The sequence below is a fragment of the Luteimonas galliterrae genome, assembly GCF_023374055.1.
Lineage (GTDB): Bacteria > Pseudomonadota > Gammaproteobacteria > Xanthomonadales > Xanthomonadaceae > Luteimonas_C > Luteimonas_C galliterrae.
The window spans coordinates 186,368-207,530 of record NZ_JAMBEP010000001.1 but is presented as its reverse complement, the minus strand read 5'-3'; the positions used below and the strand labels follow the sequence as shown (position 1 = coordinate 207,530).

The window sequence follows — 21,163 nt, the reverse complement described above, 5'->3', positions numbered from 1 at the left end:
GTTGCCGGCAGGTGGATGGTGGCCTTGTAGCGGTTGCTGTCAGCGTTGTCTTTGTTGTCGTCGGCGGTCACGCGTAGGCCTGCTGTTTTTCTTGCCGTTGGAGGATGGCGCGCGCCTGCGCGGCATCGCGGTGGATCTGGGCGACCATCGCCGCCAGATCGGGGAATTTTTCTTCGTCGCGCAGCTTGGCGACGAATTCCACTTCGATGCGGCGGCCGTACAGGTCGCCGTCGAAATCGAACAGGTGCGCCTCCAGCAACGGCTCGACGCCGTCCACGGTCGGCCGCGTGCCGAAACTGGATACGCCGGCCAGCGGCGCCGCGCCGACGCCATGCACCCAGACCGCGTGGATGCCGGCGAAAGGCGGCGTCTTGCCGCCGAAACGCAGGTTGGCGGTCGGGAAGCCGAGCGTGCGGCCGAGTCGCTTGCCGCGCACGACATGGCCGCCGATCGAATACGGGCGCCCCAGCAGCCTCGCGGCCAGCGCGAAATCGCCTTCGCGCAATGCGTTGCGGATGCGCGTGCTGGAGACGCGCTCGCCGTCGAGCGCCACCGGCGCGATTTCGCCCGCCTCGAAACCCAGGTGCGAGCCCAATCGATGCAGCGTCGCGATATCGCCGCCGCGCTTGTGGCCGAAGCGGAATTCCGGGCCGACCCAAACTTCGCGCGCGCCCAAGCGGCCGGCCAGCACGTCGCGCACGAAGTTCTCGGCGCTCATCGTCGCCATGCGCGCGTCGAAGCGCAGCAGGCCGATACCGTCCGCGCCGAGATCGCGCAGGCCTTCGATCCTCGCCCGCGGCAGCATCAGCCGCGGCGGCGCAACGCCGGCAGCGAAGAATTCGCGCGGCAACGGTTCGAAACTCAATGCGACCGCAGACAGGCCGAGCGAACGGGCACGCGCGACCGCATGGCGCACCAGCGCGCGGTGGCCGAGGTGCAGGCCGTCGAAGGCGCCGATGCAGACCACGCTTCCCTGCGGATACAAGGATCCGCCATCGACGTCGCGAAACAGCCTGCTCATCAGTTCTCTATTGTGGGGACCACGCCGCCGGCTTTGCCTGCATTTGTAGGAGCGGCTTCAGCCGCGAGCTTTTTCCTGTTCGCGGCGATCCGGAGCAAGAGCTCGCGGCTGAAGCCGCTCCTACAAAAGCCGGTAACCGCGGCTCGATCCTGCAGTATAGCTGCGGTGCAGCAAAACCAAGGGGCTCAATGCCTCAGATCGCGGGGCCGGACGCCTTGCAGCCACAGCAACGCGGCATAAACGGCCGCACCGCTGCCGACCACTACCGCCAACTTCCAGGCCCGCTCCCACCACGGCCAAGCGGTCCATCCCTGCCAGAACGCCAGCAGCCCGACCACCATCGCGGCCATGCCGACCGCGGCCACCGCCAACTGCCGCAGGAAACGTCCCCAGCCCGGCTGCCTTTCGTAGACGCCGACCCGGCGCAGGTACCACCACAACTGCACGGCATTGAGCCAACCGGCCAGCGCGATCGCCAGCGCCAGGCAGGCATGCGCGCCGCCGACATGGCCGAGCGCATCGAAGAGATCGCCGCCGGCCGCCGCAAGCGCGTTCCGGCCCACGTCGGTCAGGTACAGCAGGCCGAGCAGCAGCGACACCGTGAACACCGCATTGGCGATCACCGACACCACCGCCGATTTCACCGGCGTCTTGGTGTCTTGGCGCGAATAGAACGCCGGCGCCAACACCTTGACCAGCAGGAAAGCCGGCACGGCGATCGATTGCGCCATCAGGCTCAACCGGCTCATCTGCGTGTCGTGCGCGGTGAAGTTGCCGTGCTGGAACAGCGTGGCGATCAGCGCTTCTGCGCACAGGACCAGGCCCAGGCAGGCCGGCACGCCGATCAGCAGGCAAAGCCGGAAAGCCCAATCCAGCGCCTTCGAAAAACCATGCGGATCGGTCGCGGAATGGCGGCTGGACAGGTGCGGCAGGATCACCGTGCCGATCGCCACGCCGAACATGCCCAGCGGGAATTCGAGCAACCGGTCCGTGTAGTACAGCCAGGTCACGCTGCCGCCGATCAGGAACGAGGCCACGATCGTATTCAGCAGCAGGTTGACCTGCGCCACCGACGAGCCGAACAGCGTCGGCACCATCAGCTTCATGATCTTGCGCACGCCGGCATGCGCCAGGCCCAGGCGGGGACGCGGCAACAGGCCCAGCCTGGCCAGTGACGGCAACTGAAATGCCAACTGCAGCACGCCGGCGGCGAACACGCCCCAGGCCAGCGCCAACACCGGCTCGTCCATCAGCGGCGCCAGGCCGATCGCGGCGGCGATCATCGACAGGTTCAGCAATACCGGCGACAACGCGGGCACCGCGAAGCGCTGATAACTGTTGAGGATGCCGCCCGCCAGCGAAGCCAGCGAAATGAACAGCGCATACGGGAAGGTGATGCGCAGCATCTCGGCCGCCAGCCGGCCCTGCTCGGTATCGGCGCCGAAGCCCGGCGCGAACACCGGCATGATCCACGGCGCCGCCAGCACGGCCGCCGCGGTCAGCACCAGCAGCGCCGCGGTCAGGGTGCCGGCGACCCGGTCGATCAGGTCCTTCACCTCGGCCGGGCCGTACTTTTCCTTGTATTCGGCCAGCACCGGCACGAAGGCCATCGAAAACGAGCCCTCGGCCGACAGCCGCCGCATGAAATTGGGGATGCGGAACGCCACCACGAAGGCGTCCATGGCCGGGCTGGCGCCGAACACCGCCGCGTAGACCTGGTCGCGGACCAGACCCGAAACCCGGGACAGGAAGGTCATGGCGCTGAAGACGGCCGTGGAGCGCAGCAGACCTGGCTTGCGCGGCGACGGGGCCGGCGGGACGGCCGCGGCCGGATCCGGGGCGTTCATGGGTGCCCCCCGGCGAAAGCGGCTTTTGTGGGAGCGGCTTTTGTGGGAGCGGCTTCAGCCGCGAGCTTTTGCCGCAGACGGCGCTGACTCGAAGAGCTCGCGGCTGAAGCCGCTCCCACAAAAGCCGCTCCCGCTGAAGCCCCCCCAAAAACTGGGGCCTGCAGGTTGACGCAAGTCCCTGAATCCCCCATAATTTCCGGCTCGTTTGTTCCCGTCACCGCCTCTACCCCAGTTTCCAGGATCCCATCGTGGCCAATATCAAGTCCGCCAAGAAGCGCGCCAAGCAGGCCGTCGTGCGCAATCTGCGCAACACGAGCCAGCGTTCGATGCTGCGCACCGCCGTCAAGAAAGTGCTCAAAGCGCTCGAAGCCAACGACGCCGCCGGCGCCCAGGCCGCCTTCGCCACCGCGCAGCCGATCCTGGATCGCTTCGCCGCCCGGGGCCTGATCCACAAGAACAAGGCCGCCCGCCACAAGAGCCGCCTGACCGCCCGCATCAAGGCGATCAAGGCCGCTGCCTGATACAGGCGCGCAGCCAGTCCCGAAAAACCCGGCTCCGGCCGGGTTTTTTGTTGCCCTGGCTTTCGTAGGTGCGAATTCATTCGCACGCTCTTGGCACGTTGCAAAAAAGCGTGCGAATGAATTCGCACCTACAGAAGCGGATGCGACGCAACGCACCTCAGGCGTCATCGCCGGCTTCCCGCGCTTCGGCCTCGGCCTGATTCAACTCGTCGAGGAAGGCCTGCACCTTCAGCATCACCTCGCGCGTGCCCTCGTGCGCCAGGCCGGAAATCACGAACCACGGCGCCTTCCAATCGAGCTTGGCGACGATGCCTTCGGCGAGCGCCTTCGCATCTTCCGCCGGCAGCAGGTCGGCTTTGTTCAGCAGCAGCCAGCGCGGCTTGTGCATCAGTTCTGGATCGAAGCGGGCCAGCTCGCGCTCGATGGCGCGCACCTGCTCGGCCGCATCGCTGCCGTCCAACGGCTCGACTTCCACCAGATGCAGCAACAACCGCGTGCGCTGGATGTGGCGCAGGAACAGCGCCCCCAGGCCAGCGCCTTCCGCCGCGCCTTCGATCAACCCCGGAATGTCGGCGATCACGAAGCTGCGTCCCGGCTCCACGCTCACCACGCCCAGGTTCGGATACAGCGTGGTGAACGGATAATCGGCCACCTTGGGCGTGGCCGCCGACACGGCGCGGATCAATGTGCTCTTGCCAGCGTTGGGGAACCCAAGCAGGCCGACATCGGCCAGCAGCTTCAACTCCAGCATGAGTTCGCGTTGCTCGCCCTCCTCGCCTGGCGTCGCACGACGCGGCGAACGATTGGTCGAGCTCTTGAAGTGCATGTTGCCCAGGCCGCCCTTGCCGCCCTTGGCCACGAGCAGACGGTCGCCGTGCGAGGTCAGGTCGCCGATCAATTCCTGGGTGCCGACATTGGTGATCGCGGTGCCCACCGGCACCCGGATCTCGATGTCGTCGCCGGCCTTGCCGTAGCGCTGCTGGCCCATGCCGTTCTCGCCGCGCTGGGCGCGGAAGACCTTCTGATGGCGGAAATCGACCAGGGTATTGAGGTTTTCGTCGGCGACGATCCAGACGCTGCCGCCATCGCCGCCGTCGCCGCCGTCAGGGCCGCCGAGCGGGATGAACTTCTCGCGGCGGAAACCGATGCAGCCGTTGCCGCCGTTGCCGGCGATGACTTGGATTTCGGCTTCGTCGACGAGTTTCATGGAGGAAGGATTCTGACAGCGTTGGGTGAAGTGAGGGAGAAGCGCATCTACGGCGAAAACCTTCCAGCCGTCATTCCGGCGAAAGCCGGAATCCAGTTCGGAGCGAGGCACCGCCACGATCTGGACGTGGCGTCGGATGCCCTGGATTCCGGCTTCCGCCGGAATGACGAGCGTGGAAACGAAAAGCCCCGCACGCGGCGGGGCTTAATCGCATCGCAGGCGAATCTTACTCGCCGGCGACCACGCTGACCGTGCGGCGCTTCTTCGGACCCTTGGTCGAGAATTCGACCTTGCCGTCGGCCAACGCGAACAGCGTGTGGTCGCGGCCCAGGCCGACGTTGGTGCCCGGATGGAACTGGGTACCGCGCTGGCGCACGATGATGTTGCCGGCTTCGATGGCCTGGCCGCCGTAGATCTTCACGCCCAGGTACTTCGGGTTGGAGTCGCGGCCGTTGCGGGTGGAACCTACGCCCTTTTTATGTGCCATGGCGGCTTCTCCTTACTTGCTGCCACCGGCGATGCCGGTGATCTCGATTTCGGTGTAGTGCTGCCGGTGGCCCATCTGCTTGCGATGGTGCTTGCGGCGGCGGAACTTGACGATGCGCACCTTGTCGGCGCGACCGTGGCTCTTGACGGTGGCCGAAACGGTCGCGCCCTTGAGCGCGTCGCCGAGCTTCACGCCCTCGCCGTCGCCCAGCATGAGCACGTTGTCGAACGTGATCTCCTTGCCGGCTTCGGCGTCGAGCTTCTCGACGCGAATCGTTTCGCCCTTCATCACGCGGTATTGCTTACCGCCGGTGACTAGAACTGCGTACATGACTGATCTTCCTTTCTGTAGTTCTTCTGTAGTTTTCATAGCCTGGCCGCCATCGAGGGCGGACAGAAGCGGAATTGTAGGGTATTCAGCGAGTTAGGGTCAACTGGCGCCCTCCTTCCCCTTCTCCCTCCGGGAGAAGGTGCCCGAAGGGCGGATGAGGGTACGGCGGAGCGGTCTAAAGGTCAGGATCGCTGCGTTAGCCGTCGACCTTCGGACGGGCGTCGCTCCGCCGAACCCTCACCCCAACCCCTCTCCCGGCGGGAGAGGGGCTCAAAGCCGCTCCGTCGCAAGCCCTGAGACCGCCCCATGCCAAGCTGGCATTCCGGCGATTTGCCCCCAAATCATCGGCTCGCTACGCTCCCCTGTTGGCCGCGCATCCGCGCAAGCCCCTGCCCGGGGCTCTAACCCGTTGCTGGACCCCTTTCCGATGGCGATGGACACCATCCGCATCCGCGGAGCCCGTACCCACAACCTGAAGAACCTGGACCTGGATCTGCCCAGGGACAAGTTGATCGTGATCACCGGCCTGTCCGGCTCGGGCAAGTCGTCGCTCGCGTTCGACACCATCTACGCCGAGGGCCAACGCCGCTACGTGGAGTCGCTGTCGGCCTACGCGCGCCAGTTCCTGAGCGTGATGGAAAAACCCGACGTCGACCACATCGAGGGCCTGAGCCCGGCGATCTCGATCGAACAGAAGTCCACCTCGCACAACCCGCGCTCGACCGTCGGCACCATCACCGAGATCTACGACTACCTGCGCCTGCTCTACGCCCGCGTCGGCCTGCCGCGCTGCCCCGACCACGGCTATCCGCTGGAGGCGCAGACGGTCAGCCAGATGGTCGACCAGGTGCTGGCGCTGGCCAAGGACCCGAAGACCGCCGAACAGCGCTGGATGCTGCTCGCGCCCGTGGTGCGCGAGCGCAAAGGCGAACACGCGCAGATCTTCGAGCAACTGCGCGCGCAGGGCTACGTGCGCGTGCGCGTGGACGGCACGCTGTACGAAATGGATGCGCTGCCGACGCTGGCGCTGCGCCAGAAGCACACCATCGAAGCGGTGATCGACCGTTTCAAGGTGCGCGATGACCTCAAGCAGCGCCTGGCAGAATCGTTCGAGACCGCGCTGAAGCTCGGCGACGGCATGGCGCAAGTGATGTCGCTAGACGACGAGCACGCCCCGCAACTCTTGTTCTCTTCCAAATACAGCTGCCCGGTTTGCGATTACTCGCTGCCCGAACTCGAGCCGCGCCTGTTCTCGTTCAACTCGCCGGTCGGCGCCTGCCCGAGCTGCGACGGCCTGGGCGTGAGCCAGTTCTTCGACCCGGCGCGCGTGGTCGTGCATCCGGAACTGTCGCTGGCCGCCGGTGCTGTGCGCGGCTGGGATCGGCGCAATGCCTACTACTTCCAGTTGATCCAGTCGCTGGCCAAGCACTTCCGCTTCAGCGTCGATACCCCGTGGCAGGACCTGGAAGAGGAATCACGCCAGGCCGTGTTGTACGGCAGCGGCAAGGAAGTGATCACCTTCAGCTACATCACCGATTCCGGCGGCCGCACCCAGCGCAAGCACAAGTTCGAAGGCATCGTGCCGAACCTCGAACGCCGCTATCGCGAAACCGAATCGTCCGCGGTGCGCGAAGAGCTGGCCAAATACATCAGCGACCGTCCCTGCGTGGAATGCGGCGGCGCGCGCCTGAACAAGTCCGCCCGCAACGTGTTCGTCGCAGACAAGCCGTTGCCCGACATCGTGGTGCTGCCGATCGACGAGGCGCTGGACTTCTTCGGCAGGCTCGCCCTGCCCGGCTGGCGCGGCGAGATCGCGGTCAAGATCGTCAAGGAAATCCGCGAACGGCTGAGCTTCCTGGTCGACGTCGGCCTGGACTACCTGACCCTGGAACGCAAGGCCGACACGCTGTCCGGCGGCGAAGCGCAGCGCATCCGGCTGGCTTCGCAGATCGGCGCCGGCCTGGTCGGCGTGATGTACGTGCTCGACGAGCCGTCGATCGGCCTGCACCAGCGCGACAACGAGCGCCTGCTCGGCACGCTGACGCGGCTGCGCGACCTGGGCAACACCGTGATCGTGGTCGAACACGATGAAGACGCGATCCGCCTGGCCGACCACATCGTCGACATCGGCCCGGGTGCCGGCGTGCACGGCGGCGAAATCGTCGCGCAGGGCTCGTACGCGGACGTGCTGAAGGCGCCGCGTTCGCTCACCGGGCAGTATCTCAGCGGCAAGAAGCGCATAGAGATTCCCAAGCAGCGCAACAAAGCCAACAAGAAGATGATGCTGAAGCTGCAAGGCGCCAGCGGAAACAATCTCAAGAATGTCGACGTCGAAATTCCCGCCGGCCTGTTCACCGCGATCACCGGCGTGTCGGGCTCGGGCAAGTCGACGCTGATCAACGACACGCTGTACGCGCTGGCCGCCAACGAGATCAACGCCGCCTCGCACAAGCCCGCGCCGCATCGCGACGTGAAGGGCCTGGACCTGTTCGACAAGGTCGTCGACATCGACCAGTCGCCGATCGGCCGCACGCCGCGTTCCAACCCGGCCACCTACACCGGCCTGTTCACGCCGCTGCGCGAACTGTTCGCGCAGGTGCCCGAGGCGCGCGCCCGCGGCTATTCGCCGGGCCGTTTCAGCTTCAACGTGCGCGGCGGCCGCTGCGAAGCCTGCCAGGGCGACGGCTTGATCAAAGTGGAGATGCACTTCCTGCCGGACGTGTACGTGCCCTGCGACGTCTGCCACGGCAAGCGCTACAACCGCGAGACGCTGGAAATCCTCTACAAGGGCTTCAGCATCCACGATGTGCTGGAAATGACGGTCGAGGACGCGCTGAAACTGTTCGAACCGGTGCCGGGCATCTCGCGCAAGCTCGAAACGCTGCTCGACGTGGGCCTGAGCTACATCAAGCTCGGCCAGCCGGCGACCACGCTGTCCGGCGGCGAAGCGCAGCGCGTCAAGCTGTCGAAGGAATTGTCGCGCCGCGACACCGGCCGCACGCTTTATATTCTCGACGAGCCGACCACCGGCCTGCACTTCCACGACATCGAGCATCTGCTGGCCGTGCTGCACAAGCTGCGCGACGACGGCAACACGATCGTGGTGATCGAGCACAACCTGGACGTGATCAAGACCGCGGACTGGGTGATCGACCTGGGCCCGGAAGGCGGCCATCGCGGCGGCGAAATCATCGCTACCGGCACGCCGGAAGAGCTGGCGGCGACGCCCAAGTCCTACACCGGGCAGTTCCTGGCCAAGACCTTGGGGCTGGAGAAACCGGTTCGGCGGAAGAGCGCGGCTTGAAGTAGAAACGTCTGACTAGCCGCAGGTGGCTGAAATACCGCAATTCTGGTCGGCACGGCTTTATAGGCCGTCATTCCCGCGAAGGCGGGAATCCAGTGACTTTCGTTCTTGATTTGGAAGCAAAATCCAATGGGTCCCAGCTTTCGCTGGGATGACGATCAAAGCAAAGTCACTGGATTCCCGCCTTCGCGGGAATGACGGCTGAAAGAATCGCCTCCATTCATCGCTCTATTATCATCGGCATCGCCATGAGCCTCGACAACGAAAAAATCCTGTTCCAGATGCCGATCGCCCTGCGCTGGCGCGACCTGGACGCGTTCAACCACGTCAACAATTCCAACTTCCTCACCTATCTCGAGGAGGCGCGGATCCGTTGGTTCGATTCGCTGGACGAGGAATGGGTCACCGATCGAGTCGCCCCGCTGCTGGCGGCGGTGCAGATGAACTATCGGCAGCCGATTCCGTACCCCTCGAGCGTGGTGGTCGAACTGTTCGCCGAGCGCGTCGGCAGCACCAGCGTAACGCTGGGCCACCGCATCATGAGCGAAGACGGCGCGATCCTGTACGGCGACGGCCACGTGGTGATGGTGTGGATCGACCGCGCCAGCGGGCGGCCGACGCCGTTGCCGGATTCCGTGCGCCGCGCCTCCAGCGCCTGAGCTTGGTAGAGCGAGACTTGCCCCGCTGCTCCTGCGCTTTTCGTAAGAGCGGCTTCAGCCGCGAGCTTTTCGATGACCGCAGTGCTGCCGGCAAGAGCTCGCGGCTGAAGCCGCTCTTACGAAAAGCAGAAGCAAAGGACAGAAGCGAAAAGCAACAGCAGCGGGGCAAGCCCCGCTCTACAAAACGGGTGGCTGCAGGGACACCGAGATACCGGCGCTCTCGTCGCCCTTCGCGGTGAACACGCCCTCATCGGTCGTCACCTGCACGACGATCTCGCGCGAAGGACGAGCGCGCTTGCCCTCGGCGCCTTCTATGTCCACGCGCACCAAGCCATCGCGCGACTCGGCCCGATAGGTGGTGAGCAGGTAATCGCCTTGCCGGTAGCCATAACCATCGCCGGCATCCTCGTATAACCTTCCGCGCGCCTCGCCCTTCTCGTCCAGGCTGATCAGCAGCGTCAGCGGGCCCAGCGACTCCTCGCCGGTGTTCTGCACCACTTTGCCCAACGGCAGGATCGCGCCGCCGCGCAATTTCAACTCGGCCTGATACGCATCCTTGCCATCGCCTTCCACCAGCGAAATCTTGCGCCAAACCCCTTTCGGCAATTTCGGCGCACGCGCCCATTTGGGTACGACCAACAGATCTTCGCCCAACAGGAAGGCCTGTTCCTCGCGGCGCAGATCCGCATCGCGCGGATCGGCGAAGAACATCGGCCGCATCACCGGCAGGCCGTCGATCGAAGAGTCGCGGAACAGCGTGTACAGATACGGCAGCAACCGGTAACGGCGTTCGATCGCGATGCGCGCGGCCTTCTCCACTTCCGGTCCGAAAGCCCAGGGTTCCTTGCGCCCGGTATCCTTCATCGCATGCGCGCGCGAGAACGGATAGAAGGCGCCGAGCGCGATCCAATGCCCCCACAAATCCGGCGTGGCTTCGCCGCCGAAGCCGCCGATGTCCGGTCCGCTGAAGGGCTGTCCGGAAAGGCCGAGGTTGATCGACATCGGGATCGACAGCTTCAAATGCTCCCAGGTCGATACGTTGTCGCCGGTCCAAGTGGCCGCATAACGGTGGCCGCCGAGGAAATTCGCGCGCGTGAGCACGAACGGGCGACGTTCGGGATTGGCTGCCTCGATCCCTTCGCGCGTGGCCTGCACCATCAGCATGCCGTATACGTTGTGGTATTGCAGGTGCGGCCCGGCAGCCATATCCCCGCCGCCGCGATGTTGGTTGTCCGCCGGCATCGTGTGGCCCGGAACATTGAACACGGCCGGCTCGTTCATGTCGTTCCATACGCCGTCCACGCCCTGCGCCATGAAATCGCGATACAGGTCCGCCCACCAGCGGCGCGTATCGGGACGGGTGAAATCCGGATACTTGGTCATGCCAGGCCAGACTTCGCCTTCGTAGTCCTTGCCCTTCGCATCCTTCACCCACACGTCCCGCGCCTGGCCGCTGTCGTATACGCCGTAACCCGGTTCGGATTTCACGCCCGGGTCGATCATCCACACGCTATGGAAACCGCGTGCGCGCAGATCGGCGTTGAACCTTTTCGGGTCCGGAAAATGCTCGGGGCTGAAGGTGAAGACGCGGAAGCCGTCCATGTAGTCGATGTCCATCCACAGCACATCGGCAGGTATCTTCCGCTTGCGGAACTCGTCGGCGATCCGCAGCGCTTCGCTGTCGGGATAGTAGGACCAGCGCGATTGCTGGTAGCCCAGCGCCCAGCGCGGCGGCAGCGGCATCGTGCCGGTCAGTTCGGCCAGGCCGCGCATCACCGCCTGCGGCGAATCGCGATCGACGACGATCACCGGCATCGGCGGGCCGTCGCTGCTGAGCTTGATCTTGCGGCCGGTGCGCAATTCCGCGCGCCAAGTCGAATCGAACAGCAGGCCGAACGCGCTGCCGTCCTTGCGCACGCCCAGCACCCAGGGATGCGATTGGTACAGCCGGCGGCCGGCGGCTTGCTTGTCGGCGTAGCCGAAGTTGTCGGTGTTCCAAAGTTCGATCGAGCGATCGTTGCGACGCAACGGCCCGGTGACTTCGCCGGTGCCGTACAGGTCGCTGCCTTCGGGTACGGTCACCGAGACGAACGTCTTGCCCGCTTTGCGCGAGAATTTCGGCGCGATCGGCCAGTCCGCCGGCAACGGACCGACCGAAACCGGCGTCTTCGCCAACGCGAGCGATGCCGGATAATCGGCAATTCCCGGCGGCAGGAACATGGCGATACCGTCGCCGGCGAGCGCGGAACGATCGGCGGCTGGCGATACCGCCATCGCGGCCTTCTTCTCGCTTGCGGAAACGTTTGCGGAAACGACGCTCAGCAGCAAGAGGGAGAACAGGCTCGCCACATGTTTCCTCATGAATCCGTCCGAAATCGCCAGGCCGATCGTGAGTATGCCTTCGCCGTGTTCTCCGCGCGAATCGGGAGCGTGGCAGTCATGCTTTTCGTAGGAGCGGCTTTAGCCGCGAGCTCTTTCGTCGCAATCGCGTCGTTGCTGACGTAAAAGCTCGCGGCTAAAGCCGCTCCTGCGAAAAGCGAATGCATGCGGCGACGGCCTCCGCAAGAATGGACAGGCCGCCTTACAGAGCCGCGGGATTGCGCACTTCGAACTCCCCCAGCAGCTTGCGGCCGTCGGACAGCTCGAATTGCACCGCCACCTTGCTGCCCGCCGCCAGCGGCGCATGCGGCTGCATCAGCATCAGATGCAGGCCGCCAGGCTTCAGCGTCGCCGCGCCGTCCGGGGCGATGCGCAGTTCCGGCACCGCGCGCATGCGGCTGACGCCGTCGACGATCCGGGTTTCGTGCAGTTCGACGCTGCCGTAAGCGGGACTACTGGCCGCGACGATCGTGGCCGGCGTCGGGCAACGGTTCTCGATGCGGCCGAAACCGGCCTGCATCGGCATGCCGCCCGGCGTCAGGCGGATCCATGCGTCGCGCACCTGCGGCGAGCAATCGCGGGCGAAGGCCGGGCCGCAAAGCGCGGCCAGCAGCAGGTAAAGCGGAACTGCGGATAGTCGGTTCATGCGCCTATGATAACGGCCAACCTCCACGCCGCCTGAATCCATGACTCCCACCATCGCCACTACCGACCACGGCGTCATCCGTGAAATCCGCCTGGCGCGCGCGCCGGTCAATGCCCTCAACCCGGAACTGTGCGACGCGCTGCGCGGCGCCATCGACGAGGCCGTGGCGCAAGGCATGCACGGCCTGGTGTTGAGCGGCGGCCCCAAGGTGTTCTCGGCCGGCCTCGACGTGCCCCATCTGCTGACGCTGCAGAGCCGCGGCCAATTGCTGGCCGCATGGGAAACCTTCTTCGGCGCCGCGCGCACGCTGGCCGAATGCCCGGTGCCGGTGGTCGCGGCCATCGCCGGCCACGCGCCTGCCGGCGGCTGCGTGCTGGCGTTGTGCTGCGATTACCGGATCATGGCTTCCGGCCCGTTCCGCATCGGCCTCAACGAAACCCAAGTGGGCCTGGTCGCGCCGGAGGGCATCCAGCGCCTGATGCGCCGCGTGGTCGGCCCTTACCGCGCCGAGCGCTTGCTGGTGGCGGGCGAGCTGGTCGAAGCCGAACGCGCGCTGGCACTGGGCCTGGTCGACGAATTGGCCGACGTCGACCATGTCGCCACGCGCGCACGCGTCTGGCTGGAAGAACTGCTGCAGTTGCCGCGCAAGCCGATGCTGACCACCCGTGCGCTGGCGCGTGCGGACCTGATCGCCGCGCTGCACCCGGACATGATCCGGCTCGGCCACTTCATCGACGCCTGGAGCGAGCCCGACACCCAGGCCGGCCTGCGCGCGCTGGTCGCCAAATTGGGCAAGTGACGGTGACGCGGATGCGGCCGGCGCGGGTCGGCGATGCGCTGCTGCGCAATTCCGCTTCGACCGAGCGTATCGTCGAGCAGGGCGACTGTCGTAGCGCTTCGCATCTGCTGTTCCTTCTCCCATCGGGAGAAGGTGCCCGAAGGGCGGATGAGGGTTCGGTGTGCGATTGAAGCTCCGTACTCGCCCCGAACCCTCATCCGGCGCTGCGCGCCACCTTCTCCCGATGGGAGAAGGAACAGCGCGCGTCGCTGTTGCAGAAATTACGCTGTACCTGTGGCGACCGGCCGCGACGGATCGCTGATCCACCCGCTCCATGAACCGGCGAACAGCTTCGCGCCCGGCAATCCGGCATGTGCCATCGCCAGCAGGTGATGACAGGCGGTGACGCCCGAACCGCACATCGCCACCATTTCGCGCGGATCGCGGCCTTGCAGCAATCGCTGGAATTCTTCCGCCAGATCTTCCCTGGATTTGAAACGGCCGTCGGACAGATTCAACGGATAAGGCCGGTTCTGCGCGCCCGGCACGTGGCCTGCGACACGATCCAACGGTTCGACCTCGCCACGGAAACGCTCAGCGCCGCGCGCATCGACCAGCAGGCCGCCGGCGTCCAGATGCGCCTGCACCTGGGTCGCGTCCAGCAGCATGCTCTCGTCGAACGACGCCTCGTAGTCCACGGGCTGCGGCGAACGGATCTGCGTTTCCACCGGCAGGCCTAGCGCGAGCCAACGCGTCCAACCGCCATCGAGCACGGCCACGCGCTCATGGCCCAGCGCGCGCAGTAGGAACCACAGCCGCGCCGCATACGCGCCTTCGCCGTCGTCGTAGGCCACGACTTGCGTCTGCGCAGTAATGCCCCACTTGCCGAGCACGGCGGTGAAATCTCCGGCGTCCGGCCACGGGTGGCGGCCCTGCCCCTGCTTGCGGTGATCGGAGAGATCGCGATCCAGATGCGCGTACAGCGCGCCGGGCACATGCGACTGCGCATGAGCGCGCTCGCCGGCGTCCGTATCGGCCAGCGAGAAACGGCAGTCGACGATCGCCAGATCGTGCCGCTCCAGCGCATCGGCCAATGTTTCCGCCTGCACCAGCGTGGTCCATCCGGTCATGGCGCGTCCTCCAGGCGTTGCCGCAGATTGAAAAGGATCGATGCCGTCGCGCCCCAGATGCGCTGCTCCGGCGCCAGCTCGTAGTTGCGATACTCGAGCACGTGGCGAGGACGGCCGCGGTATTCGATGTCGATGCGCGCGAGGTTATCCGGCGTCATCAGGTAATCCAGCGGCACCTCGAAGACTTCGGCGACTTCGTTGGGATCGGGCACCGCGACGAACGCGGAATCGATGCCCGCCACCACCGGCAGCACCCGGTAGCCGGTGATCGTCGACAATGGATCCAGATAGCCCCAAGGCGTCGCCTGCGCTCGCGGCAGGCCGATTTCCTCGCGCGCCTCGCGCAGCGCGGCGGCGACCGGGTCGGCGTCGTCGGGCTCGATGCGCCCGCCGGGAAAACTCACCTGTCCCGCATGCTGACGCAGGGCGTCGGTGCGGCGCGTCAGCACCACGTTCAAGCGGCCATCGCGCGGCAGCAGACCTACCAGCACCGCGGCTTCGACTGATGCGGCGTCGAGCGGCAGCAGGCCGTGCAGCTCTTCCGCATTCCAGCCGGGCGCCGTCGGCGCGTCGGCCAGCGGGTGCAGCGCCTGTTGCAGGCGGGCTTGATCGATAGGGAATTTCATTCCGGTTTGCGGCCGCCGGATTGATGGCCGCGCCGCTCGCGCTCGGGCAGCACGGTTTCCATAAGCCTCAAGCGCTCGTCGTCGCCCATCACGCTCCAGCGGGCGATCTCGTCCAGGGTGCGGTGGCAACCGCCGCACAGGCCGTACGTGTCCATCGTGCATACGCCGGTGCAGGGGCTCAGTACGGCGCGGTAGACGGGGGGCGGGTTCGCGAACGTCATCGCTGCGGATTATCGCCGATCATCGCTCCCGCCGCGGTGGAAGCCGGCTTTTCGTAGGAGCGGCTTTAGCCGCGAGCTTTTGCCAGATCGCCGCGGACATGGGAAAGAGCTCGCGGCTAAAGCCGCTCCTGCGAAAAGCGGTGCCACAAAAAAAATTACGCCGGCATAGGCCGGCGTAATGGTGACTCCTGGATTCCGGCTTTCGCCGGGACGACGTTTTGGCAAGCCATTCGCGCTATGCGCGCATGGGTCAAAACGTCACTTCACGCTCAGCAGCTTGACCTCGAAGGCCACCGCCACATTGGGCGGGAAACCGCTGCGCGGATCGGCGCCGAACGCCTTCTCGGGCGGCAACACCACTTCCCACTTCGAGCCGGCCGGCATCTGCTGCAGCACTTCGCGCATGGCCTGCATGTCCACTTCGCTCAGCTTGACGCTGGGCACGGTCTGCGCCTTGCCCTGGTTCGGGTCGGTGGGACGCTGGCCGAAGGGGAACGGGCCGGCTACTTCCAGGCCGACGGTGCTGGCCGTGGTGGGCTTGGCGCCGGTGCCGTTTTCGATGACGCGGTACTGCACGCCGCTCGGCAGGAGCTTCACGCCGGTCTTGGCCTTGTTCTGGGCCAGGAACTGGTCGCTCTTGGTCTTGTTGGCGGCAGCGTCCTTGTCGAACGCGGCCTTGGCGGCCTGGGCCTTGGCCTGCTGGCGCTTCTGGAAGGCTTCGACGGCCGGACGCAGCTGATCGATGGCGATCGACGGCTGCTTCTTGGCCAGGCCGTCCTGGACCGCCTTGGTCAAGGTGGCGGCATCGATCTGCTCTCCGGATTCGGCCAGGCTACGGCCGAAGTCGTAACCGAAGTAATAGCTCAATTTGCCTTTTTCGGACGTCGTGTCCTGGGCGCTGGCGGTACCGGCCGTCAGGATCAGGGCCGTGAATGCGGCAGCTAACAAACGCAACTTCATGCAGCGATACCTCCAGAATTGGGCCGTAAATGGCGCGGGGCGGAAAAACCGCCCCGATTGGAACGCGGTAGGATACCCGGCAAGCGGCTTAACTGCCACTGACGGCAGCCCTGTGACCGCCGCGGACCGGCGAAGTTCCACGCAGCGGCCGATTCCCGCCCCATCCAGCCCCTCAGAAACGAGCTCAAGCATGTCCGAAGCCCCGTTGATCCTGACCGACCGCGGCGCCATCCGCGTGGTCGCCGTAAACCGCCCCGACAAATTGAACGCGCTCGACGCCGCCACGCTGGCCGCGCTTCACGCCGCGTTCGACGATGCCGCCGAAGATCCGGCCGTGCGCGTGGTGGTGTTGACCGGCGCCGGACCCAAGGCCTTCGTCGCCGGCGCCGACATCGCCGAGATGTCCTCGCTGAGCCCGGTGCAAGGCCGCGATTTCTCGCTGCGCGGCCAGCGGATGATGCGGCGCGTCGAGAAAATGCCCAAACCGGTAATCGCGATGGTCAACGGTTTCGCCCTCGGCGGCGGATTGGAGCTGGCCATGTGCTGCCACCTGCGCATCGCCGCCGATCACGCGAAACTCGGGCAACCGGAGATCAATCTGGGCCTGATCCCGGGCTTCGGCGGCAGCCAGCGGCTGTTGCGGCTGGCCGGGCGCGCGGCGACCTTGGAGCTCTGCCTGACCGGCGCGCCGATCGACGCGGCGCGCGCCTTGCAGTTGGGCATCGTCAACCGCGTAGTGCCCGCCGCGGAGCTGGAAGCAGAAACGATGAAGCTCGCCGAACAGTTGGCCCATGCGGCGCCGCTGGCATTGCGGGGCATGATCGACTGCGTCAACGTCGGCGCGGAATGCGGCATCGAGGAAGGCCTGGAATACGAATCGGCGCAATTCGGCCTGGTGTTCTCCAGCGACGACATGCGCGAAGGCACGCGTGCGTTTCTCGACAAGCGCAAGCCGGTTTTCAAGGGCGTGTGAGCGCCGCCGGCCAAGCGCCATCCCGAACCCGTCCGATGTCGTCCGACACTGACGTTGTCGTTCCGAACCTTTCCATGCCATCCCGAACGCGGTGAGTGATCTGCTTACGAGCCGCGGCGCAGTAGCCGCAAGCAGATCCCTCACTGCGTCCGGGATGACAAAAACCCCTGACGCGATGGATACGAACCGCCCTTGCCCGATTTGCCGCTGCGTCTATCCGCAAGGCGCGACCGCCCATGCCATCGCCGCCGCCTTGGCCGCCGAAGATCTCGACCGCGCCATCGACCTCGGCTTGCTCGAGCACCCCGCCTGCGCGCATTGCGCGCCCGCCTGCATCGCGCTGCAGCAGCAGGCGCGCGGCGCCCGCCTGCGCGCGCTGGCCGCACGCGAACGCTATCGCGCCCGGCAAGCGCGGTTGCAACGCCGCGACGAAGCGCTGCAAGCGAAGCGCGCGGCCGCAGCGCCGGCAGCGGCCGTCAAAGCCCCCGGATTGCCCACGGCCGCCGCCGCCGCGTTGGCGCGCGCCAAGGCGCGCGCCGCAGGCGGGAAGGAACCGAAGTGATGCGCAAGCCTGCTGCAACGAAAAAAACGCCGACGAAGAAAGCTGCGAAAACCGCACCCGCCGCCGCCAAGGCCGAACGGCGCGGCAAGCGCATGACGCCGGCCGAAATCCACGAGATGTTCGTGCGGTTTTCCGAGCTCAACCCGGCGCCCAAGACCGAACTCGAATACCGCACGCCCTACGAATTGCTGGTCGCGGTGATCCTGTCGGCGCAGGCCACCGACGTCGGCGTCAACAAGGCCACCCGGCGCCTGTTCCCGGTCGCGAACACGCCGGCGGCGATGCTTGCGCTGGGCGAGGAAAGGCTGAAGCGCTACATCGCGACGATCGGCCTGTTCAACGCCAAGGCCGCCAATGTGATCGCGATGAGCCGCCTGTTGCTGGAACGCCACGGCGGCGAAGTGCCGCGCGACCGCGAATCGCTCGAAGCCCTGCCCGGCGTAGGCCGCAAGACCGCCAACGTGGTGCTCAACACCGCCTTCGGCGAATCGACCATCGCCGTGGACACGCACATCTCCCGCGTCGCCAACCGCACCGGCCTGGCGCCGGGCAAGAACGTGCGCGAAGTGGAAGACCGGCTGCTGGAGGCCGTGCCGGCCGCGTTCCGGCAGGACGCGCACCACTGGCTGATCCTGCACGGCCGCTACGTCTGCAAGGCGCGCAAGCCCGACTGCCCCGGTTGCATCGTCCGCGATTTGTGTCGGTTCCCTGACAAGACCGTCTGACGCCGAAACGTCATTTTCCGGTCATTGCCCCGCAAAACTGCGACGCGATGCTCTGGCGCCAGCCTCGCGACGCACGGCGGCCAGAAAAAAGACAGGCTGTCATCGCAACGAAATATTCACGCCCTACGCTGCGCGGCGTCTCTCCTCACGCCCGAAGGGCCTAAACGATGAAACTTACCCCGAGCACCCTGAGTCTCGCGCTGCTTGCGGCGCTGGCCGCACCCGCCGCCCACGCCGAGATCGCCATCGACGTGATCGGCAATTCCGAAGTCAGCTTCGAAGGCCTGGTCCAGGCTGATTTCTACAGCTTCGACACCGACCTGAACGACTACGGCGCCGATACCGCGGGGTCCGACGTCGACGGCGACGATTACTTGAACGAATTGCGCCGCGCCGAACTGGTGCTCAAGGGCAAGGGCCCGGGCAATATCGAATGGGTGCTGGGCTACGACGCCAAGGACGACAAGTTCCTGGACGCCAACGTCAAGTACAAGTTCGGCAACAACGCCAACCACTTCATCCAGGTCGGCCAGTTCAAGCAGCCCGGCGCCACGATGGAGGAACTGTCCTCCACCAAGAACAACGACTTCATCTCCAAGGCCTCGATCACCAACAGTCTGGGCACTCCGCGCCGCCTGGGCGTGCAGTACAACTTCGGCGATGCCAACTGGGCGATCACCGCCAGCTACTTCGGCCGCGAACTGACCCGCAACCGCGAGCATGGCAGCGGCTACAGCGTGCGCGGCTACTGGGCCCCGATCAACGAGGCCGGCAGCATCTTCCACCTCGGCGCTTCGTACACCGACAAGGACACCGACGCCGACTTCATCCGCCTGCGCGCCCGTCCGATGGCGGACATGGTGTCGTTGCGCTACGTCGACACCGGCAGCAGCGGCCTGCGCGCCTCCGATCGCAACAGCGTGATCGGCGCCGAAGCGCTGTGGGTCACCGGCCCATTCAAGATGCAGGCCGAGTACATGACCACCGACGTCAAGCGCTACGGCAACTTCGACGACTTCTCCGGCGACGGCTTCTACGTCTCGGGCCTGTGGAACATCACCGGCGAGACCTGGGGCTACAAGGGCGGCACGCCGGTCACCAACCTGCCGGAAGAACCCGGCGTCGGCCTGTGGCAACTCGGCCTGCGCTACGACGCCTTCGACCTGAACGACGGCAACGTGATCCCGCCGACCACTCCGGGCGGCTCGCCGACCGTCGACGGCATCCTGGGCGGCAAGATGGATTCCTGGACCGTGGGCGTGAACTGGTACTGGCGCTCCAACTTCAAGTTCATGCTGAACTACGTGACGGTGAACCAGGAGAAGTACAACAACGCCTCGGGCTTCCGCCGCGTGGTGGAAGACAATCCGAACATCATCGAAGCGCGCGCGCAGTTCTACTGGTAAGAAGCTTCCACAACCCCCGTCGTGGATAGGCAAGGGAAGGCGCGGCGCAAGCCGCGCCTTTTCTCTTGGGAGGCCGGAAGGCCTGTCATGCGACTGTCATCCGGGAAACATCGCGCTGTCACGGAACCGTTATGAAATGCGCGTGGGGCGGGCCTGGCCCGCATCTTTCCTCAGGAGCCACACCCGTGTTCAACCCGATCAAGTACCGCGTCGCCGCCATCGCGCTGGCGACCGCCTTCGCAGGCAACGCCTTCGCCGCCGACGTCACCGGCGCCGGCGCCTCGTTCGTTTATCCGGTCATGTCCAAATGGTCGGCCGACTACGCCAAGTCCAGCGGCAAGAAAGTCAACTACCAGTCGATCGGCTCGGGCGGCGGCATCGCCCAGATCAAGGCGGCGACCGTCGATTTCGGTTCGTCCGACGCGCCATTGAAGCCGGACGAACTGGCCAAGTTCGGCCTGGCCCAGTTCCCGTCGGTGATCGGCGGCGTGGTGCCGGTGATCAACGTGCCGGGCGTGCCTTCGGGCGCGATGAAGCTCGACGGCGAGACCCTGGGCAACATCTTCCTGGGCAAGATCACCAAGTGGAACGACCCGGCCATCGTCGCCTTGAACGGCGGCGTGAACCTGCCGGACAAGAAGATCACGGTCGTACATCGCTCCGACGGTTCGGGCACCACCTTCAACTTCGTCAACTACTTGTCCAAGGTCAATGCCGAGTGGAAGTCGAAGGTAGGCGAAGGCACCGCGGTCAAGTGGCCCACCGGCATCGGCGGCAAGGGCAACGAAGGCGTGGCCGCCTACGTCAAGCAGATTTCGGGCGGCATCGGCTACGTCGAACTGTCTTATGCGCTGCAGAACAAGATGGCCTATTCGCGCCTGAAGAACGCCGCCGGCAACTTCGTGCTGCCCAGCGACGAAACCTTCACCGCCGCGGCCGCCAGCGCCGAATGGGGCACCGCCAAGGACTTCTACCTGGTGATGACCAACGCGCCGGGCGAGAACTCCTGGCCGATCACCGCCACCAACTTCATCCTCATGTACAAGCAGCCTAAGAACGCGGCCGGCGCCAAGAACGCCAAGGAATTCTTCAAGTGGGTCTACGCCAACGGCGACGCCCAGGCCAAGGCTCTCGACTACGTGCCGCTGCCGGACGCGCTGGTGCAGCAGATCGACGCTTACTGGGCTCAGAACATGGCGTACTGAGTTCGACGCTCCATCAGGTATTCCCCCCTTTCGCGCGGGCTTCGGCCCGCGCTTTTTTTGCGCCGGACGCCTGCCCGAACCCCGTCTAGAGCGGTTCCTGGGCCATGTCATCGCGGTGTAACAAAAACATCATTTCATAGCGCGATCACACCGGCAGTCTATGCCGGCCGCCACGA

At 65.7% G+C, this 21,163-nt stretch carries 17 protein-coding genes and 2 pseudogenes; 9 read left to right on the top strand and 10 right to left on the bottom strand.

From position 1 onward, the window contains the following. Positions 1 to 67: 67 nt before the first annotated feature. Together M2650_RS00915 and murJ are read right to left on the bottom strand one after the other, a co-directional pair. Positions 68 to 1,021: a bifunctional riboflavin kinase/FAD synthetase gene (locus M2650_RS00915; protein ID WP_249470050.1), complete on the bottom strand. Its 954-nt coding sequence runs from the start codon at positions 1,019 to 1,021 to the stop codon at positions 68 to 70. A gap of 185 nt (positions 1,022 to 1,206) precedes the next feature. After that, positions 1,207 to 2,868, bottom strand: a complete 1,662-nt coding sequence (gene murJ / locus M2650_RS00910; RefSeq protein WP_283254600.1) for a murein biosynthesis integral membrane protein MurJ — start codon at positions 2,866 to 2,868, stop codon at positions 1,207 to 1,209. A 248-nt stretch (positions 2,869 to 3,116) separates the two neighbouring features. Between murJ and rpsT the strand changes: the two genes are divergently transcribed. Beyond that, complete coding sequence (gene rpsT / locus M2650_RS00905) at positions 3,117 to 3,389, top strand: 30S ribosomal protein S20 (protein WP_249470047.1); 273 nt, start codon at positions 3,117 to 3,119, stop codon at positions 3,387 to 3,389. A 157-nt stretch (positions 3,390 to 3,546) separates the two neighbouring features. On the opposite strand, the gene cgtA is transcribed toward rpsT, so the two are convergent. From cgtA to rplU, 3 genes are all read right to left on the bottom strand, one after another. Next, positions 3,547 to 4,596: an Obg family GTPase CgtA gene (gene cgtA, locus M2650_RS00900; protein WP_249470045.1), complete on the bottom strand. Its 1,050-nt coding sequence runs from the start codon at positions 4,594 to 4,596 to the stop codon at positions 3,547 to 3,549. 226 nt (positions 4,597 to 4,822) lie between these two features. Continuing rightward, on the bottom strand, positions 4,823 to 5,083 hold the full coding sequence (rpmA, locus tag M2650_RS00895; protein WP_249470042.1) for a 50S ribosomal protein L27: 261 nt from the start codon (positions 5,081 to 5,083) through the stop codon (positions 4,823 to 4,825). A 12-nt stretch (positions 5,084 to 5,095) separates the two neighbouring features. Then, positions 5,096 to 5,413, bottom strand: coding sequence for a 50S ribosomal protein L21 (gene rplU / locus M2650_RS00890; RefSeq protein ID WP_249470040.1), 318 nt, complete (start codon positions 5,411 to 5,413; stop codon positions 5,096 to 5,098). A gap of 427 nt (positions 5,414 to 5,840) precedes the next feature. Here rplU and uvrA point away from each other — a divergent pair. Together uvrA and M2650_RS00880 are read left to right on the top strand one after the other, a co-directional pair. Continuing rightward, a pseudogene (uvrA, locus tag M2650_RS00885) lies at positions 5,841 to 8,678 on the top strand (excinuclease ABC subunit UvrA); the annotation flags it as partial. 287 nt (positions 8,679 to 8,965) lie between these two features. Continuing rightward, positions 8,966 to 9,376, top strand: a complete 411-nt coding sequence (locus tag M2650_RS00880; protein ID WP_249470034.1) for an acyl-CoA thioesterase — start codon at positions 8,966 to 8,968, stop codon at positions 9,374 to 9,376. Positions 9,377 to 9,553: 177 nt separating this feature from the next. On the opposite strand, the gene M2650_RS00875 is transcribed toward M2650_RS00880, so the two are convergent. Further along, complete coding sequence (locus M2650_RS00875) at positions 9,554 to 11,650, bottom strand: TIM-barrel domain-containing protein (protein ID WP_249470031.1); 2,097 nt, start codon at positions 11,648 to 11,650, stop codon at positions 9,554 to 9,556. Between the two features lie 307 nt (positions 11,651 to 11,957). Further along, on the bottom strand, positions 11,958 to 12,371 hold the full coding sequence (locus M2650_RS00870; RefSeq protein WP_425602524.1) for a copper chaperone PCu(A)C: 414 nt from the start codon (positions 12,369 to 12,371) through the stop codon (positions 11,958 to 11,960). 70 nt (positions 12,372 to 12,441) lie between these two features. On the opposite strand from M2650_RS00870, the gene M2650_RS00865 reads away from it, so the two are divergent. Further along, positions 12,442 to 13,200, top strand: a complete 759-nt coding sequence (locus tag M2650_RS00865; protein WP_249470026.1) for an enoyl-CoA hydratase/isomerase family protein — start codon at positions 12,442 to 12,444, stop codon at positions 13,198 to 13,200. 260 nt (positions 13,201 to 13,460) lie between these two features. On the opposite strand, the gene M2650_RS00860 is transcribed toward M2650_RS00865, so the two are convergent. The 3 genes and pseudogenes from M2650_RS00860 to M2650_RS00850 all read right to left on the bottom strand — a co-directional run bounded on the left by M2650_RS00860 (position 13,461) and on the right by M2650_RS00850 (position 16,116). Next, a complete protein-coding gene (locus M2650_RS00860; RefSeq protein WP_249470022.1) occupies positions 13,461 to 14,309 on the bottom strand; it encodes a sulfurtransferase in 849 nt (282 codons plus the stop codon). After that, a pseudogene (locus M2650_RS00855) lies at positions 14,306 to 15,156 on the bottom strand (NUDIX hydrolase). Before M2650_RS00855 ends, M2650_RS00860 begins: the two are co-directional and overlap by 4 nt. A gap of 258 nt (positions 15,157 to 15,414) precedes the next feature. Then, positions 15,415 to 16,116 carry an FKBP-type peptidyl-prolyl cis-trans isomerase N-terminal domain-containing protein gene (locus M2650_RS00850; protein ID WP_249470017.1) on the bottom strand — a complete coding sequence of 234 codons (702 nt, stop codon included), beginning with the start codon at positions 16,114 to 16,116 and terminating at the stop codon, positions 15,415 to 15,417. 190 nt (positions 16,117 to 16,306) lie between these two features. Between M2650_RS00850 and M2650_RS00845 the strand changes: the two genes are divergently transcribed. From M2650_RS00845 to pstS, 5 genes are all read left to right on the top strand, one after another. After that, positions 16,307 to 17,089, top strand: coding sequence for an enoyl-CoA hydratase/isomerase family protein (locus M2650_RS00845; RefSeq protein WP_249470015.1), 783 nt, complete (start codon positions 16,307 to 16,309; stop codon positions 17,087 to 17,089). A gap of 175 nt (positions 17,090 to 17,264) precedes the next feature. Next, entirely contained in the window at positions 17,265 to 17,651 is a 387-nt protein-coding gene (locus M2650_RS00840; RefSeq protein WP_249470013.1) for a hypothetical protein, read from the top strand. A 92-nt stretch (positions 17,652 to 17,743) separates the two neighbouring features. Continuing rightward, entirely contained in the window at positions 17,744 to 18,376 is a 633-nt protein-coding gene (nth, locus tag M2650_RS00835; protein WP_249474112.1) for an endonuclease III, read from the top strand. Between the two features lie 167 nt (positions 18,377 to 18,543). Continuing rightward, positions 18,544 to 19,782 carry an OprO/OprP family phosphate-selective porin gene (locus tag M2650_RS00830; protein ID WP_249470011.1) on the top strand — a complete coding sequence of 413 codons (1,239 nt, stop codon included), beginning with the start codon at positions 18,544 to 18,546 and terminating at the stop codon, positions 19,780 to 19,782. Positions 19,783 to 19,967: 185 nt separating this feature from the next. Next, positions 19,968 to 20,987: a phosphate ABC transporter substrate-binding protein PstS gene (gene pstS / locus M2650_RS00825; RefSeq protein WP_249470009.1), complete on the top strand. Its 1,020-nt coding sequence runs from the start codon at positions 19,968 to 19,970 to the stop codon at positions 20,985 to 20,987. The last annotated feature ends 176 nt before the right edge of the window (positions 20,988 to 21,163 follow it).